At 72.1% G+C, this 22,505-nt stretch carries 19 protein-coding genes; 8 read left to right on the forward strand and 11 right to left on the reverse strand.

The features are described 5' to 3' along the window. Positions 1–97: 97 nt before the first annotated feature. Positions 98–1,540 carry a PP2C family protein-serine/threonine phosphatase gene (locus AC3IYJ_RS04950; protein ID WP_489400123.1) on the forward strand — a complete coding sequence of 481 codons (1,443 nt, stop codon included), beginning with the start codon at positions 98–100 and terminating at the stop codon, positions 1,538–1,540. A 126-nt stretch (positions 1,541–1,666) separates the two neighbouring features. Here AC3IYJ_RS04950 and AC3IYJ_RS04955 read toward each other — a convergent pair whose 3' ends face one another. Next, the gene (locus AC3IYJ_RS04955; RefSeq protein WP_489400124.1) at positions 1,667–3,151 is read right to left on the reverse strand and encodes a DNA-binding protein NsdB; all 1,485 of its coding nucleotides are present in this window, start codon (positions 3,149–3,151) and stop codon (positions 1,667–1,669) included. A 229-nt stretch (positions 3,152–3,380) separates the two neighbouring features. Here AC3IYJ_RS04955 and AC3IYJ_RS04960 point away from each other — a divergent pair, with 229 nt between their 5' ends. From AC3IYJ_RS04960 to kstD, 3 genes are all read left to right on the forward strand, one after another. Beyond that, positions 3,381–4,505 carry an aminoglycoside phosphotransferase family protein gene (locus tag AC3IYJ_RS04960; RefSeq protein WP_489400125.1) on the forward strand — a complete coding sequence of 375 codons (1,125 nt, stop codon included), beginning with the start codon at positions 3,381–3,383 and terminating at the stop codon, positions 4,503–4,505. A gap of 75 nt (positions 4,506–4,580) precedes the next feature. Then, complete coding sequence (locus tag AC3IYJ_RS04965; RefSeq protein WP_489400126.1) at positions 4,581–4,784, forward strand: hypothetical protein; 204 nt, start codon at positions 4,581–4,583, stop codon at positions 4,782–4,784. 228 nt (positions 4,785–5,012) lie between these two features. Next, on the forward strand, positions 5,013–6,791 hold the full coding sequence (gene kstD / locus AC3IYJ_RS04970; RefSeq protein ID WP_489400127.1) for a 3-oxosteroid 1-dehydrogenase: 1,779 nt from the start codon (positions 5,013–5,015) through the stop codon (positions 6,789–6,791). 30 nt (positions 6,792–6,821) lie between these two features. On the opposite strand, the gene AC3IYJ_RS04975 is transcribed toward kstD, so the two are convergent. From AC3IYJ_RS04975 to AC3IYJ_RS05010, 8 genes are all read right to left on the reverse strand, one after another. Next, a complete protein-coding gene (locus tag AC3IYJ_RS04975; RefSeq protein ID WP_330294947.1) occupies positions 6,822–7,322 on the reverse strand; it encodes a hypothetical protein in 501 nt (166 codons plus the stop codon). Between the two features lie 203 nt (positions 7,323–7,525). After that, positions 7,526–10,228, reverse strand: coding sequence for an ATP-binding protein (locus tag AC3IYJ_RS04980; RefSeq protein ID WP_489400128.1), 2,703 nt, complete (start codon positions 10,226–10,228; stop codon positions 7,526–7,528). Positions 10,229–10,421: 193 nt separating this feature from the next. After that, the gene (locus tag AC3IYJ_RS04985; protein ID WP_489400129.1) at positions 10,422–10,838 is read right to left on the reverse strand and encodes an ACT domain-containing protein; all 417 of its coding nucleotides are present in this window, start codon (positions 10,836–10,838) and stop codon (positions 10,422–10,424) included. A gap of 193 nt (positions 10,839–11,031) precedes the next feature. Continuing rightward, complete coding sequence (locus AC3IYJ_RS04990; protein ID WP_371619550.1) at positions 11,032–11,259, reverse strand: DUF397 domain-containing protein; 228 nt, start codon at positions 11,257–11,259, stop codon at positions 11,032–11,034. Between the two features lie 143 nt (positions 11,260–11,402). Continuing rightward, positions 11,403–12,578, reverse strand: coding sequence for a thiolase domain-containing protein (locus AC3IYJ_RS04995; protein ID WP_489400130.1), 1,176 nt, complete (start codon positions 12,576–12,578; stop codon positions 11,403–11,405). Then, complete coding sequence (locus AC3IYJ_RS05000; protein ID WP_489400131.1) at positions 12,575–13,648, reverse strand: thiolase domain-containing protein; 1,074 nt, start codon at positions 13,646–13,648, stop codon at positions 12,575–12,577. Before AC3IYJ_RS05000 ends, AC3IYJ_RS04995 begins: the two co-directional genes overlap by 4 nt. Then, positions 13,648–14,616, reverse strand: a complete 969-nt coding sequence (locus AC3IYJ_RS05005; RefSeq protein ID WP_489400132.1) for an OB-fold domain-containing protein — start codon at positions 14,614–14,616, stop codon at positions 13,648–13,650. Before AC3IYJ_RS05005 ends, AC3IYJ_RS05000 begins: the two co-directional genes overlap by 1 nt. A gap of 261 nt (positions 14,617–14,877) precedes the next feature. Further along, positions 14,878–15,678 (reverse strand): crotonase/enoyl-CoA hydratase family protein, encoded by an 801-nt coding sequence (locus tag AC3IYJ_RS05010; RefSeq protein ID WP_489400133.1) that lies wholly within the window; start codon positions 15,676–15,678, stop codon positions 14,878–14,880. Positions 15,679–15,852: 174 nt separating this feature from the next. Here AC3IYJ_RS05010 and AC3IYJ_RS05015 point away from each other — a divergent pair, with 174 nt between their 5' ends. Then, positions 15,853–17,484, forward strand: a complete 1,632-nt coding sequence (locus AC3IYJ_RS05015) for an acyl-CoA synthetase (protein WP_489400134.1) — start codon at positions 15,853–15,855, stop codon at positions 17,482–17,484. Between the two features lie 13 nt (positions 17,485–17,497). Then, positions 17,498–17,767, forward strand: coding sequence for a hypothetical protein (locus AC3IYJ_RS05020; RefSeq protein ID WP_489400135.1), 270 nt, complete (start codon positions 17,498–17,500; stop codon positions 17,765–17,767). Positions 17,768–17,782: 15 nt separating this feature from the next. On the opposite strand, the gene AC3IYJ_RS05025 is transcribed toward AC3IYJ_RS05020, so the two are convergent. After that, a complete protein-coding gene (locus AC3IYJ_RS05025) occupies positions 17,783–17,998 on the reverse strand; it encodes a hypothetical protein (protein ID WP_489400136.1) in 216 nt (71 codons plus the stop codon). A 375-nt stretch (positions 17,999–18,373) separates the two neighbouring features. On the opposite strand from AC3IYJ_RS05025, the gene paaK reads away from it, so the two are divergent. Both paaK and AC3IYJ_RS05035 read left to right on the forward strand, forming a co-directional pair. Next, positions 18,374–19,681 carry a phenylacetate--CoA ligase PaaK gene (gene paaK / locus AC3IYJ_RS05030; protein WP_489400137.1) on the forward strand — a complete coding sequence of 436 codons (1,308 nt, stop codon included), beginning with the start codon at positions 18,374–18,376 and terminating at the stop codon, positions 19,679–19,681. A gap of 164 nt (positions 19,682–19,845) precedes the next feature. Then, complete coding sequence (locus AC3IYJ_RS05035) at positions 19,846–20,718, forward strand: YhjD/YihY/BrkB family envelope integrity protein (RefSeq protein WP_489400138.1); 873 nt, start codon at positions 19,846–19,848, stop codon at positions 20,716–20,718. Between the two features lie 56 nt (positions 20,719–20,774). Here the strand turns inward: AC3IYJ_RS05035 and AC3IYJ_RS05040 are convergent, their stop codons facing one another. After that, positions 20,775–22,277: a fatty acyl-CoA synthetase gene (locus AC3IYJ_RS05040; RefSeq protein ID WP_489400139.1), complete on the reverse strand. Its 1,503-nt coding sequence runs from the start codon at positions 22,275–22,277 to the stop codon at positions 20,775–20,777. Positions 22,278–22,505: the final 228 nt, after the last annotated feature.

A 22,505-nucleotide genomic window follows, 5' to 3' on the forward strand; every position in this document is an offset into this window, starting at 1 on the left:
GGCCTTCGCCGCCTGTGCCACAGTCGTTACCGGCCCTTCCTTCAGAACCGGTCCTACCTTTCAGAATTGGCCGTGCCGCGCCTGTATCGGAGTTCTCATGCCGTCCCACCTGTACGCGGACCGTCCCGCGCAGCCTCCGGAGCCAGGGTCGGTGGACGCACTGATCTCCCAGACCCGACGGCTGCGGGGAGAAGTCGACGCCGTCCGCCGCGACACGGTGGTCGACGACGACGATGCCCAGGGGCGGTGGCAGCGGGCGCTCTGCGATCTCGCCGTGCACCACCTCGACGACCTGCGCGAGCACCTCGGCCAGCTCAAGGAAGGGTTGCCGCCCGCTGTTCCCGAAGCCGTCGAGCTGCCGCTGGCGGCCCCGGCTCCGGAGGTCGGACCCGCCGGGCTCGAGGCGCAGCACACCCGGGTCGGCAGCGCCGAGTGGAACCTCCTGACCGACGAAGTCAGTTGGTCGGACGAGCTGTTCCAGATCTTCGGTCGCTCGCCCGAGAGCGGCGCGCTGCCCCTGGACGAACTGGGCTCCACCCTGTTCTCCGAGGACCAACCGCTGCTGACCGCGATGGTCACGGCCTGTCTGGTGGACGGCAGGCCGATAGACGGCGAGTTCCGCATCGTCCGGACCGACGGCCGCGTCCGGACGCTGCACATGAGGGGCGAGCCGGTACTCGACTCCGACGGCTGCACGGCCTCCATGTGGGCCGTACTGCGGGACGTGAGTGAACTGCGCCGGAGCCAGCGGGCGGTCCGCGAGTCCCGTGACTCGCTGCAGCGCCGGCGGGAGATCGCGCAGACCGAGCGCCGGCTGGCGGTCGAACTGCAGGAAGCCGTGCTCCCCCCGTGGCGCGGCTCCCTGCGGTTCCCGCACGACAGCACCGGTGCACTGGACGTGGCCGCCCACTACCTGCCCTCCGCGACCAGCGCCCTGATCGGCGGCGACTGGTACGACGCGCTCGAACTGCCGCACGGGCAGTCGATGCTGACGGTGGGCGATCTGACGGGCCACGGGGTGACCGCCACCTCCGGCATGGCGATGATGCTCGGCGCCCTGCGCGGAATGGCCATGGCCGGCATCGAGCCGGGCCCCCTGATGGGCTGGCTGAACCAGCTCCTGGAGACCTCCGTACAGCCCGCTCTGGGGTCCGCGGTGTGCTGTCGCTACGACCCCGCGCGCCGGGTGCTGTCCTGGGCGCAGGCCGGCCACCCCGCCCCGCTGCTGTTCCGCCGCGGTCAGGGCCGCTCGCTGCTGCCGCCGGAGGGCGTGCTGCTGGGAGCCACCTCCGGTGCCTCGTACGGTCAGGCGGAGGAGCGGCTGGAGGTGGGCGACGTGCTCGTCCTGCACACCGACGGACTGACCCCGCGCAGCATCGAGTTCAGCAAGGCCGACGGGACCGAGCGGCTGCTGGCGCTCGCGCCGCAGTTCTCGGCCGCCAGGTCCGCGCAGGACTGCGTACGGATGGTGATCGGGGAGTTCGGCGAGGGCGAGCGCGAGGACGACGCCTGCGTGCTGGTGGCCCGCATCAACGTGTAGCCGCGTACATCCGCCGACCGCACCCGCACCACCCGAGGATCCCGAGGCCGCGCCGGAAGGCGCGGCCTTGCCCGTCCCGTCCTGCCCCCCGTACGTCCCCCTCCCGTACGGGCTCCCGTACGGGCATCACACCGTGCGCGTGGTCACCGGGCTGTTGGGGAGGGCCAGTTTGATCTCCTCGCGGAGGTCCTCGATGCCGGCGAAGCCGGAGTAGTGGCCGGTCAGCCGGTACATCTCGCGCAGCCGGTCCCATGTGCGGTGCGAAGAGGTCTCGTTCATCGAGACCAGCGCCAGGCGTGCGTAGCGGTCGGCCTGTTCGGGGTCGTTCGCGATGAAGCAGGCCGAGGCCATCGAGATGTAGTCGAAGATCTTCGAGCGCTGGTGGCCGTCCGCGCGCAGTCGCAGGGCCTCCTTGGCGTGCCGCTGGGCGATCGGCGCCGCCGAGGGGTCGTGGTCGGCGAGGGTGCGGAAGGCCAGCGCCTGCATGCCGTGCAGGTCGGCCTCGTCGAAGTGCTGCATCCACGAGGGCGGCGGCACGTCTCCCGAAGTGGAGACGAAGAGGTCCTCGGCCTCGCCGAGGGTGCGGCGCATCGCCTGGCCCTTGCCGAGCGCGGCCTGGGCCCAGGCCTCGATGGTGTGCAGCATGGCGCGGGTGCGGGGCAGGGTCTGCTCGCCGGAGCCGGACTGGGCCAGCTTCATCAGGTCGAGGGCCTCGTTCGGCTTGCCCAGGTGCACCATCTGGCGGGCCGCGCGGGACAGCGCCTCTCCCGCGCGCGGCCGGTCGCCGCCCTCGCGGGCCGCGTGCGCGGCGATGACGAAGTACTTCTGGGCGGTCGGCTCCAGGCCCACGTCGTGGGACATCCAGCCCGCCAGCACCGCCAGGTTCGCCGCCACCCCCCACAGGCGCCGCTGGAGGTGGTCCGGGTGGTGGTACGCGAGCATGCCGCCGACCTCGTTGAGCTGGCCGACCACGGCCTTGCGCTGGAGGCCGCCGCCTCTGGAGGCGTCCCAGGCGCGGAAGACCTCCACGGAGTGCTCCAGCGCGTCCATCTCCTGGGAGCCGATCGGCGCGGCCTCGTAGCGGTCAAAACCCGCTCCGTCGGCCTGGAAGTAGTCGTCGTGGCGCTGCGCGTCCTTGGCGCGGGCCGGATCGGTGTGGAGCCAGTCGTACATGGCGTTGCTGAGGGCTGAGCCGGCGGTGAGCGCGGCACCCGCGCCCATCAGACCGCGACGGTTGAGCATGAGGTCCATTCCCGTGAATTCGGTGAGGACCGCGGCTGTGCGTTCGGGCGCCCAGGGCATTCCGTCGGGGTTCTCCTTCTCCCCGTCCGGCTGCCGCTTGGTGGTGCGCCGTTGCCGTACGAACCCGAGGTCCTCGATGGTCACGACACGACCGAGCCGCTCGGTGAACAGTGCTGCCAGTACCGTGGGCACCGGTTCGCGCGGGGTTTCCCCCATGTCGATCCAGCGCCGCACCCGCGAAGTGTCGGTGGCCAGCTGGTGGTGGCCCATGGAGGCCGCCTGCCGGTTGACCATCCTCGCCAGTTCGCCCTTCGACCAGCCGGCCAGGCCGAACAGGTCGTTCAGACGGGTGTTTGGACCTTTGCTCACGTCAAGCCCCCAGGTTCTCGGCTGAGTTGACAGTAACCCCCAGTCAGATGCCGAGCGACTATTCGCCAGGGTTCGCCAGGGCACGCAATGTGGTCCGCCACCCACGGCCGGGTGTCAGGTAGGAATGCGCCTCCCCGACCCGGTCACCGGCGGAACTCCCCAGGGTGATGCACGGGATCGGCGGGGCGGCGTACGCAACTCGTCGGCGCACGAAGGGATCCGTAACGCCATGTACGCAGCAACGACCTCCGTGTCTGCCCCGGTCCGCCCGCACCGCACTTTCCCCGCGGGCGGCGGCCCCTACCTCGAACCCGGCCGCCCAGCGGCACCGACCCAGGGCGTGGTACGGGCGCGGCGGCTGCCGGGGACCGGATCACAGCCGCTCAGCGGAAGAATCGACCTCTCGGGACCGCAGGGTGCGCAGCTGCGCACGGCGCTCGCCTCCGTGCAGCGCATCTGTCCGGAGTTCGCGCCGATCCAGGTACTGCGGCGCAGCGGACGTTCGGTCCTACTGGTGGGAACCACCGGACGGATGACGGCCGTCGCGAAGGTTTTACTGGATCACTCTCCCGAGTGGTGCGAGCGGTACCGGCACGAAATTGCGACGTACCGGACGTTCGTCCGGCACCGCCCGCCGGTCCGGGTGCCCCGGCTGATCGCCGCCGACCCCGAGAACTGCACGCTGGTGGTCGAACGGATGGCGGGCCGGGTCGCGGCGCTGCAGCGGCATCCGGTGGAAGCCCCGCCGCGGCCCGATCTGCGGGCGGCGCTGGGCGCGGTGCGCCAGGTGAACGGCTGGCAGCCCGCCGAGGAGCTGTTCACGAGGCCTCTGGACTACGACCGGCGGATCGCCCGGGACTACCAGCAGGGCCTGCTGACCGACCGTGACTTCGGCGACCTGCAGAAGCTGCTGCACGGGGTGAAGCTCTCGGGCAACCCCTGGCAGTTCAACCACGGCGACGCGCTGCTGTCGAACCTGCTGCTGTCCCCCGCGGGTCCGGTGCTCCTCGACTGGGAGCACGCGGGCTGGTACCGCCCCGGCTACGACCTGGCCACGCTGTGGACGGTACTGGGCGACGCCCCGGCCGCCCGTTCCCAGATCAGCCGCATGGCACAGGCGGCCGGTCCGGCCGCGCGGGACGCCTTCCTGGTCAACCTGATGCTGGTGCTGACCCGGGAGATCCGGATGGCCGAAACGGCGGTGCAGCGCTCGATGCTGGCGACCGCCCCGGCGCAACCCGTGGCGGCGGGCGCCCTGTCCTCGGGCGAGGAGCAGCGGCTGCTGCTGCGCCGCCTGCACGACGACGCGGGCATGGCCCGCAGGGCAGTCCGCGCGGCGGTCGGCACGCGCTGAGAGAACAGCGAACGCTCGGGGGCGGGCACACTGGTGTCCGCCCCCGCGCGTGCGGGGCGGCACAGGGGAGGAAACATGCGCATACGCAATGCGGCGGTGGCCGTCGTGCTGGCGGCGGGACTCGCGGCAGCGGCAGTGACGGCGGTCGCCGTCGGGGCGGCCCCGGCGACGGACGGGACCGCACTGGTGCTCAGCGGGGTCACCCCGTACGCCAACTACGCGCTGCCGGCCGACGGGACGGGATCGGTGCTCAGCGGAGTCACCCCGTACGACAACTAGGCCGTCCCTTCCGGATCTTGCCGGGGTACCGGTCCGACCTGCCAGAAATCCCGTGGCACGCACAGCCGGTGTGCGTGCCACGGGATTTCGCATGTCCGGCGGAGATCCCCGGCCGGTCCGAACTGGCGCGTATGCCTTGACTTCACATGATCCCCCGAACACCTTTTCTGACTCAGCATCAGAATGCTGGATCCACTCCTTCCCGCCCCACGTGACTGGAGCCTGCCCATGACCGAACCGAGTCCCGCCCTCCCCTCCCGCCGGACGGTCCTCGCCGGGACCGGCGCCGGGGTGCTGGCCGCCACCGTGCTGCCCGCCGCGGCGGCGCGCGCCGACAGTGCCCAGGACGGGCCCCCGCTCGGCGAGTACGACGTCGTGGTGGTCGGCTCCGGGGCATCCGGGATGACCGCCGCGCTGACCGCCGCCAAGCGGGGCCTGAGCGTGCTCGTGGTCGAGAAGGCCCCGACCTTCGGCGGGTCCGCCGCCCGTTCGGGCGCCGGCATCTGGCTGCCGAACAACTCCGTGATCCTGGCCGCCGGGGTTCCCGACACCCCCGCGAAGGCAGCCACGTACCTGTCGGCGGTGGTCGGCAACGGCTCCTCGCCGGACCGGCAGGCGGCCTTCCTCGCCAACGGGCCCCGGATGCTGGACTTCGTGATGGCCAACAGCCCGCTGCGCTTCCGCTTCATGGACGGCTACAGCGACTACTACCCCAACCTCCCCGGCGGGCTGCCGAACGGCCGCTCCATCGAGCCGGACCAGATCGACGGCCATCTCCTCGGCGCCGAACTGGCGCACCTGAACCCGGCGTACATGCCGGTACCGGCCGGCATGGTGGTCTTCAGCCAGGACTACAAATGGCTCAACCTGGCGGCCGTCAGCGCCAAGGGGCTCGCGGTGTCCACCGAATGCCTGGCGCGCGGCACGGCGGCCGCGCTGTGCGGGCAGAAGCCGCTGACCATGGGCCAGGCCCTGGCGACGGGCCTGCGGGCCGGCCTGATGCAGGCCGGGGTGCCGGTGTGGCTGAACAGCCCGCTCGTCGACCTGGTCCAGGAGGGCGGCGCCGTCACCGGTGTGGTGGTGGAGAAGGAGGGCGTACGGGGCGTCGTGCGGGCCCGCAAGGGCGTGGTCATCGGCTCGGGCGGCTTCGAGCACAACGCGGAGATGCGGGCCCAGTACCAGCAGCAGCCGATCGGCACCCAGTGGTCGGTCGGCGCGAAGGAGAACACGGGCGACGGCATCCGGGCGGGACAGCGGGCCGGCGCCGCACTGGCGTTGATGGACGACGCCTGGTGGGGCCCCTCGATCCCGCTGCCGAACGAGCCGTACTTCTGTCTGGCCGAACGGACCCTGCCCGGAGGCCTGATGGTCAACGGGAAGGGTGCGCGCTTCGTCAACGAGGCCGCCCCGTACAGCGATGTGGTGCACGTGATGTACGAGAAGGACCGCGGGGCGACCGGCTCACACATCCCCGCGTGGCTGATCGTGGATCAGAACTACCGCAACAAGTACCTGTTCAAGGACATCCTGCCGACCATCGTCTTCCCCGATTCCTGGTACGAGGTGGGCGCGGCGAAGAAGGCGTGGACCTGGGACGCGCTGGCCAACCAGATCGGCGTACCGGCGGGCGCCCTGCGCTCCACCCTCAACCGGTTCAACGCGCAGGCCTGGAACGGCACCGACCCCGACTACCACCGGGGGGACACCGCCTACGACCACTACTACACGGACCCGGGCGTCAGCCCGAACTCGTGCCTGGCCCCTATCTGGGCGCCGCCGTTCTACGCCTTCAGGATCGTGCCGGGTGACCTGGGCACGAAGGGCGGCATCGTCACGGACGCGCGGGCCCGCGCGCTGCGGGCCGACGGATCGGTGATCCCGGGCCTGTGGGCGGCGGGCAACGCGAGCGCGGCGGTGATGGGGCACAGCTACGCGGGGGCCGGATCGACGATCGGTCCCGCGATGACCTTCGGCTACGTGGCGGCGAACGACATAGCCAACGGGTGACGCCCGTCGGCTAGTGCCGCGGCTGCGGAATCAGCCCTGCTGGAAGAGCTCGGCCGGGAGCGGCTTCAGCAGCGCGTAGAGGTCGTCGGTGATCGGCCGGTCCCAGCTCGCGATGGTGACCAGCACATTGTCGCTGCGGTCGAACTGCACGCAGCTGATCCGGGTCTCGGAAAGCTTGATCTTCCGGACGATGAGGAGGTTGTCGCCCTGCATGACGGGGCAGTCCTCGGCTCCGGTGACCTCGACGTCCTCGTCGTTCTCGAGGGCGTCGAGGAGCTGGGCCACCTCGAAGGGGACCTGGCCCTCGGAGAGGTCACGGGCGGGCGAACCCTCGGGGAGGTTGCCGATGATCATGGCGGGGCCGCGTCCGCCGAACAGGTCGTAGCGGAGGAAGACACCCTGGCAGCTGCCGTCGGGCGCGGGCAGCAGCCCGGCCCCGAGATTGCCCGGCCAGTCCCCCGGGTCCATGGCCAGGACGTCGAAGTCCGGGCCGGCGGGGGTGGCGGCGCGGTGGCGGCGGAGGAAGGACATGCCGCCAATGGTACGTGCCCGCCCGCGTTTGCCGGCCCTCCACCCCCGACCCGGGGCTCACTGCGGGCTGGATTGCCCGCGGGGCCATGTCAGCCTCTCCGGCGTTTGAGGAGCGGGGTCCGGGGCGGAGCCCCGGGGAACGGGCGAAGGGTGGGTGGGGGACAGCCCCGCAGGGCCCGCCCGGCCCGGCGCGCCGGGCCGGGTCAGCGGGCCGGGTCGGCGGCCGGGTCCGGGCCGGGCACAGGGCCGCTCGGCAAGGTCCCGCCGAGGGCGACCAGGGCCGCCGTGACGGTGGCCACCAGGCCGTCCGCCCCGCAGGCACGGGCCGCGGCCTCCGCACGCAGCAGGACGTCGAGATCCCCCCGGTCCTCCCCCAGCGCGGCCAGCGCGAGCGCCAGCTCGTAGCCCGCCGGGGAGGCCGACAGCAGAGCCACCGACTCCTCCAGCAGGGCCACCCGCCCGGGACCGGGCGCCGCGACCTCCGCCGCCACCCGCAGGGCCTGGCCGATGCCCGACGGGGCGCCGAACGCACGGGCCCGGCGGACCGCGTCCGCGGCCAGCTCGCCGGCCTGCGCCGGGTCCTCGGCGACCACCGCGCGCGCCAGGTGCAGCCGCCACGGGCACCAGGACGGGTTCTGGATCCCTCGCGGGATGAGCCGGCGGCCCACCGCCTCCAGCTCGGCGGCCGCCGCCTTCGCCTGGCCGCGGGCCAGCAGGAGCTCCGCGTAGACCGTCTGGGAGTCCGGGAAGACCACCGCCGACGGGAACGGCTCCCCGTACTCGTGTTCGCGTGCCAGCTCCCAGGCCTCGTCCACCCGGCCCCGCGCCAGCAGGGTGGTGACGAGGATCGCGATGGCGTACCAGTGCACGGGCGTACGGCGCCCCACGCGCTCCGCGAGCCTCAGCCCGGCCCGCGCCAGCTCCTCCGCCTCGACGAGCCGTCCGCGCCGGTAGCGGATGTACGCGCGCAGGCTGTACGCGAAGGACAGGTGCGCCCCGCGCCAGCCCTGCCGCTCGAACTCGGCGGTGCCGGCCTCGAACAGTTCCTCCGCGCGACCCGGCCGGTCGGCGTACATGTGCACCATGGCGACCAGGACGGGGACCTCGAAGCCCCGGTCCTCGTACGCCCAGCTGAACCCGGTTTCGAGCACCCGCCCGGCGTGGTGCAGGACCACGTCCACCGGCTCTCCGCGCAGGCAGGCGTCCCACGCGCGCAGCCCGATCACGTACCGCTCGGTGAGGTCGCGGCCGGTCAGCCGGTCGGCGAGCTTCGCGAGGCGCCGCGAGCGCGCCGGGGAGTCGGTCTCGGCCGCGTTGAAGGCGTCCCACATGAACTGCTCGGACTGCAGGCGCAGCCGGGCCCGTACGTCCTGGGTGTGGGGGATCTCCCGGGCGAGGGACTCCGAGGCCTCGGCGAGGCGGTCGCTGTGCGAGAGCACCTGGGCGAGCCGGATCACGATGCCCTGGCGCAGCGCCTGGTCCTCGAAGGGCTCCGCGAGGGCGGCGCGCAGGTGGTTGACGGTGTTGGCGGGCTCGGTGAGCAGCGAGGCGCAGCCGAGCTCGTAGAGGACGGCCGCGCGTTCGTCGAAGTCCGGGGGTTCGCGCAGGGCCCGTGCGAGCTGGCGGCGGGCGGCTTCGGGGGCACCGGCCCGGAGGTTCTCGCCGGCGGCCTCGCGCAGGGTCCGCACCACCCACGGGTCGTTCTCGGGGTGGGTCTCCAGGAGGTGGCGGGCGGCCGCGGAGGGCCCGAGCCCCGCGTCGATGACGGCCGCGGCGGCCTTCCCGTGCAGGGCGACCCGCAGGGCGTCGGGGATGGCCCGGTATATGGCGGTGGCGATGAGCGGGTGGACGAACTCCAGCCCGGCCTCGTCCCGACCCTCGGGTTCGGCGGCTTCACCGGCGGCTTCGGTCGCCGCCGACAGGATGCGGGCGTCGCGCAGCCGCCAGGTGGAGTCGACGGCCTCCTCGGCGCCGAGTCCGGCGACCCGGGCGGCGAGGTCCCTGGGGATGTCGGTGCCGAGGACGGCGCAGGCCCAGGCGAAGCGGACGGTGGAGGGGCCGAGGCTGTGCAAGCGGGCGACGAGTCCGCTGCCACGCTGGGCCGCCGCGAGGTCGCGCAGCAGCGGGGCGCTGGCTTCGACGGGGTCGAGGCCCTTGTCCCGTACCTTCACGGCGAGTTCCACGGCTTCGAAGGGGTTGCCGGTGGTGACGGCCCAGGCTTCGCGGCAGAAGGCGTCGTCGGCGTGGTCTCCGACGGACTCGCGGACCAGGGTGGAGACGGCCTCGGCGGTGAGCGGCGCGAGGGTCAGCGGGCGGTGTCCGGCGCGGCCGGGCAGCGTGCGGAACGCTTCGGCATGCGCGGGCAGTTCGTCGGGCCGGTAGGCGACCACGAGGAGCAGCGGGAGGTGTTCGGCGCGCGGGGCGAAGGCGGCGAGCCAGGAGAGGGACTCGGGGTCGGCCCAGTGGGCGTCGTCGAGGACGAGGGCCACGGGGGCGCGCTGGACGATGAGGTGGGTGAGGACCCAGTCGAGTCCGTCGCGCAGGCCCTGGGGGTCGGGCGGGGCGCCCTGTTCGGGGGCGCAGAGGCCGAGGGCGGGGCCGACGATGGAGTACCAGCTGCCGAGGGCCGCGCGCAGTTCCTCGTCGGTGGTGCCGGCCAGTTGGGGCTGGATGAGCTGGCGGGCGACGTGGAAGGGCTGGCTCTGTTCCTGTTCGCCGCCGCGGGCGGCGAGGACGGTGCAGGCCCTGGCGTGGGCACGGCGGCGGACTTCGGCGAGGAGGGTGGTTTTGCCGAGTCCGGCGGGTCCGGAGAAGGCCAGCAGGACTCCGTCGGCGTCTGGCCCGGGACCGGTGAGCTGGTCCAGGGCCTCGTCGACGGTGGCGAGCTCCGTCTCACGTTCGAACATCGTGCGCCGTTTGCGGGTCCGGCGGTCCGTCATGGCTGGTACCCCCCAGGCCTGTTCGGAGGATCAGCGTACGCCCGCGCACCCGTGCGGGAAGCCTCGTGCGGAAAATCATGCTGATCTTCTTTTCGGCCGCCGTCCCGAGGGGTTCCGACGGTTCCTCCGGAGGGGTTCAAGTGCCCCCTCCGGGCCGGGTTCAGTCCTGCGCGGAGCGGGTCGCGAGAGCCTCCAGGACGGCCACGGCCTCGGCGGCCCGGTCGGCGGCGACGAAGAGGTGGTCGTGGTGGTAGCCGGCGATGACGTTGCAACTCAGGCCGTGCGCACCGAGTTCGGTGGCGAAGGCCGCGGTGAGGCCGACGGCGTCGAGCGAGGAGTGGACCCGCAGGGTGATCCAGCCGGCGGTGTAGTCGTAGGGCAGCCCGGCCTCGTCGGCCTCCTCCTGCCCCAGGACGAGGGTGAGTCCCTCGGGTTCCAGGATGGAGGCGACGGGGGTGAGCCCGGCAAGGGCCTCCGGGTCGGTGTCTCCGGGGATGGTGCAGAAGACGTACAGCCCGTCGTTCAGCTCCGGCCGCATTCCGCTCAGCAGTTTCCGCAGGTCGCTCTCTCCACTCATGCGGCCACCTTACCTATCGTCCCGATATGACCGGACCTGGCGGCGGCGCTCGGCCACTGCGTCGCCCGCACCGACGAGCCGGTCCCGGAGCCGCCGCAGCACCGGAGTCACGACGGTGCGCCGGCCTCCGGCCGGAAACGTCGCAGGGGCCGGACACCCGTGGGATGCCCGGCCCCTGCGCCGTCCGTCCGGCCTACGTCAGGTCGAACTCCCCGCCCCGCGCGTTCAGGACGAACTTGCGCCACTCGTCCGGCGCGAAGATCAGCGAGGGGCTTTCGGGGCGGTCGCCGTTGCGCATGGCGATGAAACCCTCCACGAAGGCGATCTGGACGTCACCCGCTCCCCGGCTGCTCGACTGCCAGTCCGCCTCGGTCAGATCGAGGTCCGGCTTGCTCCAGCCGGCGGGCGCCTGCGAAGTCATGCTCTCTGCCACGTGCGTGCTCCTCCCGGTACGTCGTCCCGGGGCCAGGTTAGCCATCGCACGGCGTGCCGCACAGGGCACGGTGAGTCACTCGTGGCCTGTGCGGCACCCTTTTCGGAAACGGAATTCCGGTCGGCGCCCCGTCAGGAGGCGGGCGGCTCGGACCCCACCAGCCACATCGCGAAGAACTGCGCCCCGCCTCCGTACGCGTGTCCCATCGCCCGCCGCGCGTCGGGGACCTGGTGCTCCCCGGCCTGGCCGCGCACCTGAAGTGCCGCCTCGGCGAAGCGGATCATGCCGGAGGCGCCGATCGGGTTGGTGGACAGGACGCCGCCGGAGGGATTGACCGGAAGGTCTCCGTCGAGTTCCGTGACCCCGGCCTCGGTGAGCTTCCAGCCCTCGCCCTCCTCGGCGAAACCGAGGTTCTCCAGCCACATCGGCTCGTACCAGGAGAAGGGCACGTACATCTCCACCGCGTCGATCTCCCGGCGCGGATCGGTGATCCCGGCCTGCCGGTAGACGTCGGCCGCGCAGTCCTTGCCCGCCTGCGGGGACACGAAGTCCTTGCCCGCGAAGAGGGTCGGCTCACTGCGCATCGCCCCGCCGTGCAGCCAGGCCGCCGGCTTCGGCGAACGGGCCGCGCCCGCGCGGTCGGTGAGGATCATCGCGCAGGCGCCGTCGGAGGACGGGCAGGTCTCCGAGTAGCGGATCGGGTCCCACAGCATCGGCGAGGCCTGGACCTTCTCCAGGGTGATGTCGTGCTCGTGCAGGTGCGCGTACGGGTTCTTCAGCGCGTTGCGGCGGTCCTTGTACGCGACGAGCGACCCCACCGTGTCCGGGGCCCCGGTCCGTCGCATGTACGCGCGCACGTGCGGGGCGAAGAAACCGCCGGCCCCCGCCAGCAGAGGCTGCTGGAAGGGGACGGGCAGCGAGAGCCCCCACATGGCGTTGGACTCGGACTGCTTCTCGAAGGCGAGGGTCAGCACCGTGCGGTGGACGCGGGCGGCTACCAGGTTGGAGGCGACGAGCGCCGTGGAGCCGCCCACCGAACCGGCCGTGTGCACGCGGAGCATGGGCTTGCCGACCGCGCCGAGGGCGTCGGCCAGGTACAGCTCCGGCATCATCACGCCCTCGAAGAAATCGGGGGCCTTCCCGATGACGACCGCGTCGATGTCCGCCCAGGTCAGCTCGGCGTCGGCGAGCGCGCGGGCCGCCGCCTCGCGCACCAGCCCCGCGATGGAGACGTCGTGGCGGGCCGCGACGTGCTTGGTCTGGCCGATGCCGACGATGGCCACCGGCTCCTTGCCCGTCGTGCTCATGCTCGGTCCCCTTCCAGGACGGCGACCAGGTTCTGCTGGAGGCAGGGGCCGGAGGTGGCGTGCGCGACGGCCCGGTCGGACTCGCCGCGGTGGATGCGGGCCGCCGCCTCGCCGATCCGGATCAGGCCCGCGGCCATGATCGGATTGGCGGCGAGCGCCCCGCCGGACGGATTGACGCTCACCGACTCGTCGAGTCCCAGGGCCTTGCGCAGCACGACCTCCTGGGAGGAGAACGGCGCGTGCAGTTCGGCGGTGTCCACCGGACCCTCGAAGACGCCCGCGTGCTCGGCGGCGATCCGCGTGGACGGGGAGTCGGTGAGGTCGCGCAGCCCGAGGCTGTGCGCCTCGATGCGGTGGTCGATGCCGGTGATCCAGGCGGGCCGTTCGCACAGCCGCCGCGCCACGTCCCCGGCGGCCAGGATGACGGCGGCCGCGCCGTCGCCGATGGGCGGGCAGTCGCCGGTGCGCAGCGGGGCCACCTGGTAGTCGCCCTGCGGGACGGCCCCGCTGAGCTGGGCGTACGGGTTGGCGCTCGCGGAGGCCCGGTTGCGGGCGCCGATCGCCGCGAGCGCGGCTTCGTCGGTCTCCCCGGAGTCGATGAGCGCCTGCGCCTGGAGGGCGGCCAGGGCCACGGAGTCGGGCCAGAGCGGAGCCACGTAGTACGGGTCGAGCTGGCGGGTCAGGACGTCGCGCACCGACCCCGGGGAGGACTTCCCGTACGAGTACACCAGCGCGGTGTCGGCCTCGCCGGTCTGGATCTTGACCCAGGCCTCGTAGAGGGCCCAGGCTCCGTCCATCTCCACGTGGGACTCGGAGATCGGCGGCCAGGCGCCGACCCCGTCGAGGGTCATGGTGAAGGAGAAGGCCCGGCCCGCGAGGTAGTCGCTGGAACCGGAGCAGGTGAAACCGATCTCGCCGGCCTTCAGGCCGGTCCGGGCCAGCACCTGGTGCAGGACCGGCATGACCATTTCGACTTCGCTGAGCTCGTCGGTGCGGCGCAGGTGGTCGCTCTGCGCGAAGGCCACGACGGCGACCTCGCGCCCGTGCCTGGTCGTGTTCGGCGTCGCCATCAGATGAGCTCCTTGTAGACGTCGTAGTCCGCGTCCGGCTCTCCGGTGGGGCGGTAGTGGTCGGGGTAGCGGCCGCCTTCGGTCCACACGGGTTCCACGCGCAGGCCCATGCGGACCTGGTCGTACGGGATCCCGCCGATCCGGCCGTGCAGGGCGAGGCCGGCGCCGTCGAGGGCGATGTGGGCGTAGACGTAGGGGACTTCGATGTCGAGGTTCTTGGCCTTGATGTTGACGATGCAGTACGTGGTGACCGTGCCCGCCGGGCCGACCTCGACCCGGTCGGTGGTGGCCACCCCGCAGGTGGGGCAGGCGCCGCGCGGGGGCACGTACACCTTGTGGCAGGAGGGGCAGCGCTCGCCGATGGTCTTCTGCTCGGACAGGCCGGCGATGTACGCGGTCTGCGCGCGGCCGGGGCTGTACGTGTAGTCCAGCCGGGCCTCCGCGACGATGCCGGTGACGGCGTCGGCGAACTCCCCGCCGTGCGGGACGGCCCCCGCGGACTCGTCCCCGTCCCCGGGCTGCGCGGGCTCGAAGCAGGCGATGTCGGTGATCGCCCCGGCCCGCTCCGCGGCCCACCGCACCCGGACCCGCATGCCGGTGTGCACGGCCTCGGGGCCGGGCACGTCGAGGGCGTGCAGCATCGCGGTGTCGGCGCCGTCGAGGCGCACCAGGACCCAGGCGAAGGGCGTGTCCAGGGGCTGGCTCCGGCGCGGGGTGCCGTTCCAGGCCCAGGTGGTCACGGTCCCGGTGGTACCCACCTCGACCAGGTCGCGGATCTCCTCGGCGGTGACGGGGTCGTACTCCACGGGCGGCACCATCACCTTGCCGTCGGCGGTGGTGACCCCGAGCACGACGCCTTCGCGCAGGCCGGTGAGGAAGGCACTCTGCACGGGCCCGAGGGACCGGGTGAAGGGGAACTCTACGACGAGGGGGGCGCGGAGGATCTCGGGTGGGGAGGGGGCTGTCATGGGTTGGTCTCCGATGTTCGGGTTTCGAGAGGGGGCAACTTCAGCCACGCCCGGGGGCACCTCCCAGCGGTAGCTGGGGGAGTTTGAGGCGCGGGGGTCCAGGGCGAAGCCCCGAAATCCGACCCCGCCCGGCAAATCCAGCCCCGCCGGCGTTTGAGGCGCGGGGGTCGGGGGCCGGCCCCCGGCAACGGCGCCGCACCCGCGCACGGACCGGAACGCAGGCCCGGCCACGGGCACGGGCACGGGCACAGCCATGGGCGACTACTCCCGCCGATACACCGCGGGCCTCTTCTCGGCGAAAGCCTTCGCCCCTTCCTTCGCGTCCGCGGTGTCGAAGATCGGCCACCCCCGCAGGAGCTCCGAGGCGAGCCCTTCCGTCTCGGCCATCTCGGCCGTCTCGTAGACGGACGCCTTCACCGCCTCCACCGCCAACGGCCCACACGCGTTGATCTTCTCCGCGATCTCCAGCGCAGCGGCAAGCGCCGTGCCGTCCGGCACCACCCGCCCGATGAGCCCGATCCGCGCCGCCTCCTCGGCCGCGTAGGGCCGTCCGGTCAGCAGCATCTCCAGCGCGTGCGTGCGCGGGATCTGCCGGGGCAGCCGCACCGTCGAGCCGCCGATCGGGAAGAGTCCGCGCTTGACCTCGAACAGGCCGAAGGTCGCACCCTCTCCCGCCACCCGGATGTCCGTGCCCTGCAGGATCTCCGTCCCGCCAGCCACGCAGTAGCCCTCGACCGCCGCGATGACCGGCTTGCGGGGCCGGTGGTGGCGGAGCATCGCCTTCCAGTGCAGGTCCGGGTCGGCCTTGAGCCGGTCCCGGTAGTGGTCGCCCGCCATGCCCTTGCCGGCCAGCGCCTTCAGGTCCATTCCGGCGCAGAAGTCCCCGCCGGCGCCCGTCAGCACCACCGAGCGGATCGTGTCGTCCGCGTCCGCCTCCAGCCAGCCGTCGTACAGCCCCACCAACAGCGGCAGCGAAAGCGCGTTCTTCGCTTCTGGCCTGTTCATGGTGAGCACCAGCGTGGCGCCGTGGCGTTCCACGGTCAGGTGTTCTGTCCCACCCATTGCCGTCCTCCCGTCTCAAGACCTAGAACAGGTTGCAGGAGGGGCGGGTGCAGTTCAATAGTTTTCTGACACCCAGTCAGATTTATTGGACGGTCCCCTTCCCAGTTGGGGTTGGCGACGCTCTAATGACCGCCGAGCAGACCAGCCATGGGATTTTCTGGGTCAGGAGGACCGGTGGAGTACAACATTGCCGACCTGTTCGAGTCGGTCGTGGACGTGGTCCCGGACCGCGAGGCCCTCGTGTACGTGGACCACCCCGGGACCGGCGCCGAGCGCCGCCTCACGTACGCGGAGCTGGACGCGGCGTCGAACCGCATCGCGCACCATCTGCTGGACAGCGGGCTGAAGGCCGGCGAACACCTGGGCCTGCACCTCTACAACGGGATCGAGTACCTGCAGACCGTCCTGGCCTGCCTGAAGGCCCGACTGGTGCCGGTCAACGTGAACTACCGGTACGTGGAGGAGGAACTGGTCTACCTCTACAACGACGCCGATCTGGCGGCGCTCGTCTTCGAGGGCGAGTTCACCGAGCGGGTCGCGGCGGCGCTGCCGCAGACGACGAAACTCCGCCACTTGATCCGGGTCGGGCCGACGCCCGAGGGCGCTCCGGAGCCCTCGATCGCGCCGGTCGCGTACGCGGACGCGGAGGCCGCGGGCTCACCCGATCGGGGCTTCCTGCCCCGCTCGCCCGATGACCTGTTCATCATCTACACCGGCGGCACGACCGGCATGCCCAAGGGCGTCATGTGGCGCGCCGAGGACCTCTTCTTCGCAGGCCTCTTCGGCGGGGAGCCCTCCGGCGAGCCCGTGAAGCGGCCCGAGGAGCTGGCGGAGCGGGTGGCGACGCGCGGCGCCGGACTGACCTTCTTCCCGGCTCCCCCGCTGATGCACGGCACCTCCACGCTGACCTCGTTCATCGCCTTCAACTACGGGCAGCGGGTGGTCATCCACCGCAAGTACGCGCCCGAGGAGGTGCTGCGCACCATAGAGAAGGAGAAGGTCTCCAGCGTCTCGCTGGTGGGCGACGCGATGCTGCGGCCGCTCATCGACGCCCTGAACGGCCCCCTGAAGGGCACCGACCTCTCGTCCCTCTTCAGCGTCTCCTCGTCCGGCGCGATCATGTCGGAGACGGTCCGGGCCGAGTTCCAGCGGCTCGTGCCGAACGTGATGCTGCTGAACAACTTCGGCTCGTCCGAGTCCGGCTCGAACGGCCGCGCCACGAACGACTCCAGCCCGGAGAAGGGCTTCCGGCTGGAGGTCAACGAGCGGACGCAGGTGGTGGACCCGGTCACCCACGAGCCGGTACCGCTGGGCGAGCCGGGACGGCTCGCCCAGCGCGGCTACGTGCCGCTGGGCTACTACAACGACCCGGCCAAGACCGCCGAGACCTTCTTCCAGAAGGGATCGGAGCGGTGGGTCCTGCTCGGCGACATGGCGACGGTGGACGAGCAGGGCATCGTCACCGTCCTCGGCCGCGGTTCGCAGTGCATCAACACGGGCGGCGAGAAGGTGTACCCGGAGGAGGTCGAGCAGGCGCTCAAGTCCCACCCGGACGTCTACGACGCCCTGGTCGCCGGGGTCGCGGACCCGACGTGGGGCAGCCACGTGGCCGCGGTGGTCCAGGTCCGGGAGGGCGCCGCGGAGCCCACGCTGGACGAGATCCAGGCCCACTGCCGCACCAAGCTCGCGGGCTACAAGATCCCCCGCCAGCTCGTCATCGCCCCGGCCATCCAGCGCTCCCCGAGCGGCAAGGCGGACTACCGGTGGGCGAAGTCGGTGGCGACGGAGGCTGACGCGGAGGCGTAGCCCGGGCGAGAACGTGATCCACCCGCCGGAGGCGGCGGGCAAGGCCGCCGCGGGGCGGCTCGCCGCGGAATCTCCGGCCTTCGCCGATCTCGCCGTCTTCTTCGGCGAGATCGGTGGTGGGCTCCAGTACGCCGTCGGCCCCGACGGTGCCGTCCGGTGCTCCCGGACCGCCTCCGAGGAAAGCGAGTTCGACCGGATCGCCAACGGCCTCGCCGAGTTCCTCGACCTCCTGCGCCGTTCGGTCCACCGTTTCAACGAGTCCGGACAGCCCGGCTACGTATAGGCCGCTTCCGTCCCCTCAGAGACGGCTGAGCAGTTCCGCCGCGAGCATGCGGGTCCAGGCCGCCAGTTCGGGGCGGTCCGTGCCCTGGCCCAGAACGTCGGACTGGGCCTCCGTCAGGCGCAGCGGGCCGGGGTCCTCCAGCAGGTGGGCCACCTCGGAGAGCAGGCCGGCCAGGCGGCGGGCGCCGGGGGCGCCGAGGCGGACGGTTACCGCGGGGTCGATGGCGGACACGGCCGCCGCCTCCCTTCACCGGAGCCCCTGATTCGACCGTACGCCCCCGTCCCGGCGGTCGCCGCTCAGGCACGGCTCGCGCGGTCGCCGCTCAGGCCCCGGTGGCGAGGAACCCCTCGATCCGGGCCGCGAACCACTCCGCGTCGTCGCGCCAGCCGCGTAGAGGGTTGCCAGGTTTCCGGCGGCCGAGTGGGCCAGCAGGTCGGTTCCGTCCTATGTGGTGAAGGTGCAGGTGGAGCGGGTGGCGGAGCGTGTGGGGATCGACATGCGGATCATCCCAGCAGACGATCATTCGTTCGAGTGATTGATTTGGCCGCCGGGGTCCGGCAATCTACCGAATGATCGGTCGGTTGACTCGAAAGGGGTGGGCGGCACATGAACGCGTACACGAGGGGCCACGGCGGCATCGACGAGGGCGAGCGGCTGGGGCCGGACGAGCTGGCCGCGCTCCAGCTGGCGCGGCTGCGCGCGACCCTGCACCGGGCCTACGACAACGTGCCCTTCTACCGGCAGGCCTTCGACAAGGCCGGTCTGCGGCCCGACGACTGCCGCTCCCTCGCCGATCTCGCCCTCTTCCCCTTCACCACCAAGAGCGACCTGCGCGATCAGTACCCCTTCGGGATGTTCGCCGTCCCGCGCCCCGAGGTGCGCCGCATCCACGCGTCGAGCGGCACCACGGGCCGGCCGACCGTCGTCGGCTACACCGAGGGGGACCTGTCCACCTGGGCGGACGTCGTCGCCCGGTCGATCCGCGCGGCGGGCGGCAGATCCGGCCAGATGGTCCACATCGCCTACGGGTACGGCCTGTTCACCGGCGGCCTGGGCGCGCACTACGGCGCGGAGCGCCTGGGCTGTACGGTCGTGCCCGCCTCGGGCGGGATGACGGACCGCCAGGTCCGGCTGATCCAGGACTTCCGGCCGGAGGTCATCATGGTCACCCCCTCGTACATGCTGACCCTGCTGGACGAGATGGAGCGCCAGGGCATCGACCCGCGCGCCACCTCGCTCCGGACGGGCATCTTCGGCGCCGAACCGTGGACGGAGGAGATGCGCCGCGAGATCGAGGAACGGCTCGACATCGACGCGGTGGACATATACGGCCTGTCCGAGGTGATGGGTCCGGGTGTCGCACAGGAGTTCGCCGAGACCAAGGACGGCCTCCACATATGGGAGGACCACTTCTACCCGGAGGTCGTCGACCCGCTGACGGGGGCCGTGCTGCCGGAGGGCGAGTCCGGGGAGCTGGTCTTCACCTCGCTCACCAAGCAGGCGATGCCCGTCATCCGCTACCGCACCCGGGACCTGACCAGGCTCCTGCCCGGTACCGTCCGGCCCGCCTTCCGCCGGATGGAGAAGATCACGGGGCGCAGCGACGACATGATCATCCTGCGCGGGGTGAACCTCTACCCGACCCAGATCGAGGAGGTCCTCCTGCGCATACCGGCCCTCGCTCCGCACTTCCAGCTCCGCCTGACCCGGGAGGGCCGGCTGGACGCCCTGACGGTACGGGTGGAGGCGCGCCGGGAGAGCGACCCCGGTCAGCGGGAGGCCGCGGCCGCCACCGTGGTCCGGGCCGTCAAGGAGGGCATCGGGGTCTCCGTCGCGGTGGAGGTGGTGGATCCGGAGACCCTCGAGCGCTCGGTCGGCAAGATCAAGCGCCTGGTGGACCTCCGGGAGGGCTGAGCCCGCGCTCCTGCGGGCCCGCGGACAAGCGCCGGAGCCACCGGCGGACCCGTCGCGGGAGGGGCTGCCGGGCGGCCGCTCGGCCCGCCTCGTGATCCACCCCTTCGGACCACTTCGGGGGGCCTGCCGGGAGCCGGCGGGCCGGTGCGGGTAGGGGAAGGAGCGTGACCTCGTTCTTCCGGCGGCTCCACGACCGGCTCCAGGCCTCCCAGGCGGGGCTGGCCTGGAGCCGTGGCCGGGAGATGGAGCTGATGCACCGGGCGATGGGCTTCGCGGCCCTCGGCTTCCTGACCCTGGTGCCGCTGCTGGTCGTCGTCGCGGCGGCCGCGCCCGGCAGCGGTTCGGGCTTCGGCCGCTGGCTCGGCCAGGCGCTCGGGGTGACGACGTACTCGCGGGAGCGGGTCGAGATGCTGTTCGGCGCCGCCGACCAGGCGCTGGAGCGGACCACGGCGTTCGGGCTCGCCGCCCTGGCCGTCTTCGGCCTGACCTTCGGCTCGGCGGTGCAGACCGGGTACGAGAAGGTCTGGGACCTGCCCACGGCCCGCTGGCACACCATGTGGCGGCACGTCGTCTGGCTGGCCCTGCTGGTCTGCTACCTCGCGCTCCTGGTCGCCATCCCCTCCCCCTCGGACGACGCGCCAGGCACGATCCTGGGCACCACGGGCGATGTCATCGGCACCGGCCTCTTCTTCTGGTCCTCCCAGTGGGTGCTCCTGGGCGGCCGGGTCCGCTGGCGCGCGCTGCTCCCGGGAGCGGCGGCCACCAGCCTCGGCCTGCTGGGCCTGCGGATCTTCTCGCAGCTGGTGTTCTCCCCGTTGATCGCCTCCAACGCCGTGACCTACGGCCCCTTCGGCACCCTCCTGGTCGTCCAGTCCTGGCTCGTCGGCGTCGGCTTCGTGGTGTACGGCGGCGCCCTCGTCGGCCGCCTCGTCCACGAACACCTCACCTTCCGCCGCCTCCGCTCCACCGGCCTCCTCGCCGAGCAGCCCCCTCCGCTCCGGAAGCCGGACGACCGACCGACGATCGGTGATCGGTGATCGGTGATCGGTGATCGGTGATCGGTGATCGGTGATCGGTGATCGGTGATCGGTGATCAGGCGGGGTCCGAGAAGCGGTCCCGGAGCTCGCGCTTGAGGATCTTGCCGCTCGCGTTGCGGGGCAGCGCGTCCACGAAGACCACCCGCTTCGGGGCCTTGAAGTGGGCCAGCTCCGCCCGGGCGTAAGCCATGAGTTCGGCCTCCGTCACCTCGCCCCGCGGGACCACCACCGCCGTGACCGCCTCGATCCACCGCTCGTCCGGCAGACCCACCACGGCCGCCTCGGCCACGCCCGGGTGGGTGTACAGCACGTCCTCCACCTGCCGGGAGGCGACCAGCACGCCGCCCGAGTTGATGACGTCCTTCACCCGGTCCACCACCGTGAAGTACCCCTGTGCGTCCCGGACCGCGAGGTCCCCGGAGCGGAACCAGCCGTCGCGGAAGGCCTTCTCGGTCGCCCCCGCGTCGTTCCAGTAGCCCTGGCACAGCTGTGGGGACCGGTACACCACCTCCCCGGCGGTGCCGTCCGGCACGTCCGCCCCGTCCTCGTCGACGACCCGGGCCTCCACGTGGCGGACCGGCCGCCCGCACGAGTCCATCCGCCCCTCGTGCTCCTCCGGCCGCAGCACCGTGGCCAGCGGCCCGATCTCGCTCTGCCCGAAGCAGTTGTAGAAGCCGAGTCCGGGCAACCGCGCGCGCAGCCGTTCCAGGACGGGCACCGGCATGATCGAGGCCCCGTAGTACGCCTTGGCCAGCGCGGACAGGTCGCGCACCGCGAAGTCCGGGTGGTTGGCCAGCCCGATCCACACGGTCGGCGGCGCGAACAGGCTGTCCGCCTCCCCCGCCTCCACCAGGTCGAAGATCTCCGCCGCGACCGGGGCGTCGACCACCGTGTTGCGCGCGCCGACCGCCAGGTACGGCAGCAGGAAGACGTGCATCTGCGCCGAGTGGTACAGCGGCAGTGAGTGGACCGGCCGGTCCTCCTCCGTCAGGTCGAGGGAGTCGATCGCGCTCTCGTACTCGTGGCAGAGCGCCGTGTGCGTCATCATCGCGCCCTTGGGCAGGGCGGTCGTCCCGGAGGTGTAGAGCAGCTGCGCCAGCAGCGACGGGTCCTCGCTCCGGGCGTAGGGCGCCGGTTCGGCCAGCTCCCCGAGGAAGGAGCCGGGTGCGTCGCGCAGCGGCCGTACGGCGAACCCGGCCGGGACCCGCCCGGCCAGGTCTGGGTCGGCGAGGACGAGCGAGCTCGCGGAGTTCTCCAGGATGTACGCGAGGTCCTGGCCGGTGAGGTTCTGGTTGACCGGGACGTGCGTGAGCCCGGCCCGCGCGCAGGCGAGGAAGGCGAGGAGGTAGGCGTCGGAGTTGTGCGCGAAGGTCGCGACCCGGTCCCCCTCGGCCAGCCCGTACGGGCCGCGCAGCACGGCCGCACCCGTGGAGACGGCCGCGTCGAGTTCCGCGTAGCTCCAGGTCCGCTCGCGGTAGCGGAGCGCCGTCCGGTCGGGGACGCGCCGCGCGCTGTCGTGGAGCAGTCCGTCGACCGTGTTCTTCCGCACTGGCGTCATGACGGGATCCTCGTCCCCTCGTACGCACAAGGTCAATAAGCCGGGTGTCGCGACACCGGGGACACCTGAGACATCAGGGATACCAAACGGGATGTTGACAGGACGTCAAGTGCCTGCGTGAGTGTGGGAGCACGAAAGCACCGATCACCTCGTACGGGCAACCCGGCCCGCACGCAGGCTATTTGGGAGGCACGTTGCACTCTTCCGATGGACACCGCCTCGATGAGC

The organism is Streptomyces sp. GL_140 (genome assembly GCF_057834465.1).

Excerpts from the sequence above, each read along its gene's own strand:
- AC3IYJ_RS04950 (WP_489400123.1), top strand. The coding sequence starts at position 98 with ATGCCGTCCCACCTGTACGCGGACCGTCCCGCGCAGCCTCCGGAGCCA.
- AC3IYJ_RS04960 (WP_489400125.1), top strand. The coding sequence starts at position 3,381 with ATGTACGCAGCAACGACCTCCGTGTCTGCCCCGGTCCGCCCGCACCGC.
- AC3IYJ_RS04965 (WP_489400126.1), top strand. The coding sequence starts at position 4,581 with ATGCGCATACGCAATGCGGCGGTGGCCGTCGTGCTGGCGGCGGGACTC.
- kstD (WP_489400127.1), top strand. The coding sequence starts at position 5,013 with ATGACCGAACCGAGTCCCGCCCTCCCCTCCCGCCGGACGGTCCTCGCC.
- AC3IYJ_RS04975 (WP_330294947.1), bottom strand. The coding sequence starts at position 7,322 with ATGTCCTTCCTCCGCCGCCACCGCGCCGCCACCCCCGCCGGCCCGGAC.
- AC3IYJ_RS04980 (WP_489400128.1), bottom strand. The coding sequence starts at position 10,228 with ATGTTCGAACGTGAGACGGAGCTCGCCACCGTCGACGAGGCCCTGGAC.
- AC3IYJ_RS04985 (WP_489400129.1), bottom strand. The coding sequence starts at position 10,838 with ATGAGTGGAGAGAGCGACCTGCGGAAACTGCTGAGCGGAATGCGGCCG.
- AC3IYJ_RS04990 (WP_371619550.1), bottom strand. The coding sequence starts at position 11,259 with ATGACTTCGCAGGCGCCCGCCGGCTGGAGCAAGCCGGACCTCGATCTG.
- AC3IYJ_RS04995 (WP_489400130.1), bottom strand. The coding sequence starts at position 12,578 with ATGAGCACGACGGGCAAGGAGCCGGTGGCCATCGTCGGCATCGGCCAG.
- AC3IYJ_RS05000 (WP_489400131.1), bottom strand. The coding sequence starts at position 13,648 with ATGGCGACGCCGAACACGACCAGGCACGGGCGCGAGGTCGCCGTCGTG.
- AC3IYJ_RS05005 (WP_489400132.1), bottom strand. The coding sequence starts at position 14,616 with ATGACAGCCCCCTCCCCACCCGAGATCCTCCGCGCCCCCCTCGTCGTA.
- AC3IYJ_RS05010 (WP_489400133.1), bottom strand. The coding sequence starts at position 15,678 with ATGGGTGGGACAGAACACCTGACCGTGGAACGCCACGGCGCCACGCTG.
- paaK (WP_489400137.1), top strand. The coding sequence starts at position 18,374 with ATGAACGCGTACACGAGGGGCCACGGCGGCATCGACGAGGGCGAGCGG.
- AC3IYJ_RS05040 (WP_489400139.1), bottom strand. The coding sequence starts at position 22,277 with ATGACGCCAGTGCGGAAGAACACGGTCGACGGACTGCTCCACGACAGC.